Source organism: Anaplasma bovis, from assembly GCF_036903315.1.
Classification (GTDB): domain Bacteria; phylum Pseudomonadota; class Alphaproteobacteria; order Rickettsiales; family Anaplasmataceae; genus Anaplasma; species Anaplasma bovis.
Genome location: NZ_JAWLNY010000057.1, coordinates 1 through 6,044 on the forward strand (window position 1 = coordinate 1; position 6,044 = coordinate 6,044).

General features: G+C 42.2%; 7 protein-coding genes. 6 read left to right on the forward strand and 1 reads right to left on the reverse strand.

The features are described from left to right. The 6 genes from uvrA to ccmE form a co-directional block, all read left to right on the forward strand. Positions 1-2,090: excinuclease ABC subunit UvrA (gene uvrA / locus R4I06_RS04125; protein WP_334414309.1), on the forward strand; the 2,090-nt coding region annotated here is incomplete at its 5' end. Positions 2,091-2,283: 193 nt separating this feature from the next. Further along, positions 2,284-2,637, forward strand: a complete 354-nt coding sequence (locus R4I06_RS04130) for an NADH-quinone oxidoreductase subunit A (RefSeq protein WP_334414310.1) — start codon at positions 2,284-2,286, stop codon at positions 2,635-2,637. Next, positions 2,634-3,143 (forward strand): NuoB/complex I 20 kDa subunit family protein, encoded by a 510-nt coding sequence (locus tag R4I06_RS04135; protein ID WP_334414316.1) that lies wholly within the window; start codon positions 2,634-2,636, stop codon positions 3,141-3,143. The genes R4I06_RS04130 and R4I06_RS04135 overlap by 4 nt, the downstream gene beginning before the upstream one ends. Positions 3,144-3,161: 18 nt before the next feature. Further along, on the forward strand, positions 3,162-3,743 hold the full coding sequence (locus R4I06_RS04140; protein ID WP_334414311.1) for a complex I 30 kDa subunit family protein: 582 nt from the start codon (positions 3,162-3,164) through the stop codon (positions 3,741-3,743). Between the two features lie 182 nt (positions 3,744-3,925). Further along, positions 3,926-4,675: a 5'/3'-nucleotidase SurE gene (gene surE, locus R4I06_RS04145; RefSeq protein ID WP_334414312.1), complete on the forward strand. Its 750-nt coding sequence runs from the start codon at positions 3,926-3,928 to the stop codon at positions 4,673-4,675. Between the two features lie 126 nt (positions 4,676-4,801). Then, positions 4,802-5,209, forward strand: coding sequence for a cytochrome c maturation protein CcmE (gene ccmE, locus R4I06_RS04150; protein ID WP_334414314.1), 408 nt, complete (start codon positions 4,802-4,804; stop codon positions 5,207-5,209). A 652-nt stretch (positions 5,210-5,861) separates the two neighbouring features. On the opposite strand, the gene R4I06_RS04155 is transcribed toward ccmE, so the two are convergent. Then, positions 5,862-6,044 (reverse strand): hypothetical protein (locus R4I06_RS04155; RefSeq protein WP_334414315.1); only part of this gene is annotated, 183 nt, incomplete at its 5' end.

Below are 6,044 nucleotides of genomic sequence, written 5' to 3' on the forward strand. Positions count from 1 at the left end.
GCTATGAGGGTAAAGAGTATTATCCGCAGCAAGTCCTTACCTTTGCTGAACATTTTTCCTGTCCACTTTCTGGCTTCTCATTCGGGGATTTGACTCCGAAGCTTTTCTCTTCAAACATTAGAGAAAGCTCTTGTGAGGAGTGTTCCGGTCTCGGCAAAGTACATACCATAGGCGTTGACTTAATAATACCGGACAAGAAGATATCCATATTAGACGGTGCAATAGATCCTCTGGGTCCTCTGAGCACGGGAAAGTTGGCACCTTACAGACACATCGTTCTCGAGAAGTGTAAATGCGAAATTCTCTCCGTATCACAAAAATACAACATTGATCTTACATTGCCTTGGGATCTATTAGAGGAAAAAGTTCAGAACATTATTCTTTGGGGAGAGCATGGCAAGATCTCAGGCTTTAAGGGTGTTATTGCATATCTCAATGAAAGTAAATACGGCATAGAAAAGTATTCACTGTTTGGCAAGTGCGGCAAATGTAGCGGTTATAGGCTGAATCAGAAAGGATTGTCCGTGAAAATCCGCAATAAACACATAGGGGAACTTTGCACGATGTCGGTTGTGGAACTCATTGAATGGTTCAATGAGTTGGAGAGAGACCTAACAGAATCTGAGATTTCTATATCTTCTGAAATAATACAGGAGATAGTAAAGCGTCTAAAGTTGATAGTGAATGTGGGACTCGGTTATTTATCACTGGATCGTGATTTTTCTTCCCTATCTGGGGGAGAAGCTCAAAGGATACGTCTAGCATCACTTATTGGTTCCGGACTATCTGGTCTCATTTACGTATTGGATGAGCCATCGATAGGTCTTCACCAGCGGGACAATAAGCTCCTCATAGACTCACTTAAAAAACTACGTGACCTACTTAATACGGTTGTGGTGATAGAACACGATCTAGATACCATTGAGGCCGCTGATTACATATTGGACATCGGGCCTGAGGCTGGCCCAAATGGTGGAAGGGTAGTTGCGCAGGGATCGCTGGAGGATATTGCTCTCAACCCTGATAGCATAACTGGTAAGTATCTAAATGGCGATACGCAGATCTGTATTCCTGTAACAGAAGACAAGCATTTTACTCATTGGATTAAGATCAATGGTGCACGGAAAAATAATCTAAAGGATGTTGACGTACAAATCCCTATAGGCGGGTTTACTTGCATAACCGGAGTATCAGGTAGCGGAAAATCAACTCTTGTCAGGGAAATATTGTACCCTACAGCGATGCACAAAATTCACGGCAATTTTCATACATTAAGCGAATGCGATTCTATTTCCGGTTTGGAGCACATAGATAAGGTTATACAAATAGATCAATCTCCCATAGGCAGGACTTCTACCTCCACTCCAGCTACTTACATTGGACTTTTCACGTTTATCAGAGCATGGTTTGCTTCTATGCCTCTGGCAAAATCACGAAAATACACAGAAAGTAGGTTTTCTTTCAACACTCCTGGCGGTAGATGTGAAGCATGCAAGGGGGATGGTAGTGTAAAAATAGAAATGCACTTTCTGCCAGATATATACGTAAAGTGTGAGGAGTGTAACGGCAAAAGATATAACAAGGAGACGTTGGAAGTCACGTATAAGGGAAAATCCATAGCGGATATACTGGAAATGAACGTGGATCAAGCACTGCTTTTTTTCAAATCTGCACCACTCATAGTAGAAAAATTAAAATCTTTAAAAATGGTGGGGATGGGATACGTAAAGATAGGACAGCACTCCGCGACTTTATCTGGCGGCGAATCTCAAAGAATTAAATTGTCCAGAGAGTTATCCAAACGATCTACGGGAAATACATTATACATTCTGGATGAACCTACTACAGGTCTGCACATTTCTGACATACAAAATCTGCTTGAGGTATTACACAGTCTGTCATCATTAGGCAATACGGTAATTGTGGTTGAGCATAATATGCACGTTATAAAAACCGCGGACTATATAATAGATATAGGACCTGAAGGCGGAAAATTTGGTGGAAGGGTTATGGGTTTCGGTTCTCCTAGAGAAATCGTAAAAAACTACCCCGATAGCATAACGGCCGAGTACCTTAAAGAATACCTTTAAGAGCATCTCCTATGTGTTTATCATTCGCCTTTTATGGCTACACTGCCCCCTTGAATCAACAACGATACATACAGGTAAGAATTCCTTATTATAGCACGCCTAGACTATACTGGATCTGGTGCGCAATTTGTTAAAATTGACACATAACGGTAAATTTGTAAGAATCTTCACTAGACTGTAGGCGGTGTAGTTTATGGAAGAGTATTCTTCAATTCTGTTATTTTGCTCACTTGCTGTCATAATATCGTCTGCCTTTGCAATTTTACCAATGTTCCTCGCCAGAAGAAAAGATACCTGGGAAAAGGTTTTACCTTATGAGTGCGGGTTTGATCAGCGAGTAGAACCTGGATCTGTGTTTGATGTAAAGTTTTGTGTAGTTGGAATTCTGTTCGTTATTTTTGATATTGAGGTCGCATTCTTGCTACCCTGGGCAGTAACCCTAAGAGAAGTAGGTGCCATGGGATACTGGTCTATGATGGCCTTTATGTTTGTGTTGACAGTGGGATTCTTGTATGAATGGAAGAGTGGTGCTCTAGAATGGGAATGATAGACAATGGAGATCACATACTTAGTAGCGAGCTGGTTGCCACTTACAAGGAAAAGGGATTTGTAGTTACGAAGTTTTCTGACCTAATTTCTCATGTGTCGAAATGGTCTAAAAGTAGCTCCCTATGGCCTATGACCTTTGGGCTTGCATGCTGTGCCGTAGAGATGATGCATACCGCTGCTAGTAGGTATGATCTAGATAGGTACGGTATAATGTTCAGGGCCAGCCCCCGACAAGCTGATGTCATGATAGTTGCTGGGACGCTAACAAATAAGATGGCTCCTGCACTTCGTCGTGTTTATGACCAGATGGGTGATCCTAAATATGTGGTTTCTATGGGAAGCTGCGCAAACGGTGGTGGCTATTATCACTACTCCTATTCTGTTGTTAGAGGGTGCGATAGGATAGTACCCGTGGATATCTACGTACCGGGATGTCCCCCTACAGCCGAGGCGCTCTTATACGGATTGCTATGTCTACAACAGAAAATCTTGCGCGAAAGGTAGTGCATAATGAATGGAGCAATGGACTGTTTATCGCAAATAGCAGCCGAAAAAAAGGACGTCTTAGAGAAGTTGCTAGGATGCGCGGTGTCGATTAGAGAAGACGGAGTATTGGAGTGTAACATAGAGTCGGAGAACATCACCAATGCTTTGTTGACGATGAGAGATAATCCAGGAATCAAAGCAAAAATTCTTACCGATGTCTTTGCCGTTGACTATCCAAACAAAAAGCAAAGATTTCAGGTCATATACATGCTACTGAGCTTAACGTACAATGTGCGTGTGTGCTGCAAGGTAGACTTGGATGAAGGTAATTCCGTTGTTCCGTCGGCAACTGGTGTATTTGCCTCTGCGGGTTGGTTTGAACGCGAAGTGTTTGATATGTATGGTATAAAGTTCCAATCCCATCCAGACTTAAGAAGAATCCTTACGGATTATGAATTTACTGGTCACCCAATGTTGAAGGACTTTCCACTAAGTGGGTATACAGAAGTCAGATATGATATAGAAAAAGGGAAGGTCACTTATCAGCCCGTAAATCTACAGCAGGATTTTAGGACTTTTTCCTCAATGTCTCCATGGAAGGGGGAAAACGGGTCTTAGCTCTACTTTCGAAGGCAGCTCATGTAAAGTTAGCTTACACCTGGTGCCTTTGCCAAGAACTAGTAAGTTCTTGCATGCGGTGTTGCCTTGCAAGTATGCAAGCAAAAAGGTAGTGATGCTACTATTGATTCATGCTAGACTGACGGGCACTTGGTTCTACAGATTGCTAATGAGGTGTGGTAGTGCGGGTTTTGTTAACCAATGATGATGGTTTTTTTGCACCAGGAATGAAGGTGCTAAAGGATATTGCGCATAAGGCTTTCGCGGAAGTTTGGGTTTCTGCGCCGTTACAAAACTGCAGCGGGATGAGTAGATCTATCAGTGCCGGTTCTCCTGTTAAAGTGAAGAGAATAAGTGAGCGAGAATTTGCTGTGGGAGGTACCCCAGTTGATAGTGGACTTTTGGGCCTGCACATCATGAAGACAGCTGCAAAAGCGGCTCCGGATCTTGTTATATCTGGTATAAATTACGGCTCAAACGTTAGTAGCAAAATTATATATTCAGGCACTATTGCGGTTGCGGTTGCCACTGCGGCGGCAGGCATACCATCAATTGCGGTAAGTCAGGAATATCACGGAGCAGACATAAACTGGAAGAATTCAGAAAAAGTTCTGGTGGGATTAATAAATGAACTTATGAATGGTGGAAAGTGGGACAAAAAGTCCGCCATTAGTATAAACGTGCCATATTCAGAAATCGTAGGTGTAAAATACCTAGAGCAAGGCCAGTATTGTCCCGGTTCGGTTAAAGAATTACCAAGAGATGAACGTGAACCTGAATGTGCTTTCTACAATATAGATGTAAACGATGAGTTGCCACTGCCAAAATATGGTAAAAAATGCAGTGAACTTCTGAGGGAAGGAAATATTGTGATAACTCCTATTGCCCCAGATACAACAAGTTACGATACTCTTGCTTTATTGAATGAGTGAGTACAGCAAATATGTATACGGTATACATAACTTACCTTCTAGGGTTTGGAATCCTTACAGTTTTCTCCGGTTTTGTTATTTGGGATTACAGAAAAAGTAAGCATATATTGGACGAAGTAACGAAAAATGAAGAGAAAACATAGGCGTACGCTATTCGTTGTAGTGCTGTTTTTAGCAATAGGGTGTATTTTTTCCTTAGTGTTCTTCGAGTTGAGCAAGAACATGTCTTTTTTCTATACCACAAGTGAACTATTATCAGGTCCTAAAAGAGCTACAGGAGCTCCGATACGTGTTGGTGGTATAGTAGTTACAGGAAGTGTTGTACGCGATGCAGAAACAGTAGCTTTTGAGATAACAGACCTAAAAACAAGCCTACGGGTGGTATATTCTGGGATTCTCCCTCCACTATTCAGGGAGGGCGTAGGTGCTGTTGTGAAAGGAACATTAAAGGACAAAACGTTCGTTGCGGAAGAACTACTTGCTAAACACGATGAACGATATATGCCAAAAACACGTTCTGGCAAGACCAAGTAGAGCATTGGATGCCCTCTATCAACTTAAAGTCCTCTTCTATTTTCAGGGTATGTCTTTTCGCATAGTTCGCACTTGCGTGTACATACGAAACCACAGCAAGCCGCACCAATGCAAGAAATTCAAACGCAAGTTTGCAGCACGCAGTACTAGTGATCGCCATTGTGCGCTGAGTAACTCTTGAATACTGAGATGCATACCCTCCCCTTCGAAAATGGGTTAGGTATATGTCCTCCATTCAAATTATGCATGCTCGCGGATCAGGTGCTGGCAGCTCCCTTAATTCAAGCATGGTGTCCGTTTACGTACGCTGGATCTGCTACAATTACGATATCAACTGAGCATTTTCACATAGTACACGCTAAGGCCGGGCAAATGTTGTTCTAGGAAGGGCTGGGGCAACGGCTAAAGAAGCATATCTTTTAAGAATTTACCAAAATCCACCAACGTGTGGTACTCACCCTTACAAAGGTACGTCTTTTCTGGTAGTACTCGTTTAAGTGCTCGTAAGACCACTACAACAGTGTAGTGTTAGTACCCAATTATAGTATAGTTTACCCACGCTAGAGATACAGATATTTTCTAAAGCAAAGCCTAGTAAATAAACATGAGCAGCAGAGATTTTTATGAGCAGGACTTTAGTAGCGGAGATTTTTCAAGAATTTACCAAAATCCACCAACGTGTGGTACTCACCCTTACAAAGGTACGTCTTTTTTCGTAGTTCTCACTTGCGTGTACATGCGAAACCACAGCAAGCCGCACCAATGCAAGAAATTCAAACGCAAGTTTGCACGCAGTACTAGTGATCGCCATTGTGCGCTGAGTAACTCTTGAATA

Excerpts from the sequence above, each read along its gene's own strand:
- R4I06_RS04130 (WP_334414310.1), top strand. The coding sequence starts at position 2,284 with ATGGAAGAGTATTCTTCAATTCTGTTATTTTGCTCACTTGCTGTCATA.
- R4I06_RS04135 (WP_334414316.1), top strand. The coding sequence starts at position 2,634 with ATGATAGACAATGGAGATCACATACTTAGTAGCGAGCTGGTTGCCACT.
- R4I06_RS04140 (WP_334414311.1), top strand. The coding sequence starts at position 3,162 with ATGGACTGTTTATCGCAAATAGCAGCCGAAAAAAAGGACGTCTTAGAG.
- ccmE (WP_334414314.1), top strand. The coding sequence starts at position 4,802 with ATGAAGAGAAAACATAGGCGTACGCTATTCGTTGTAGTGCTGTTTTTA.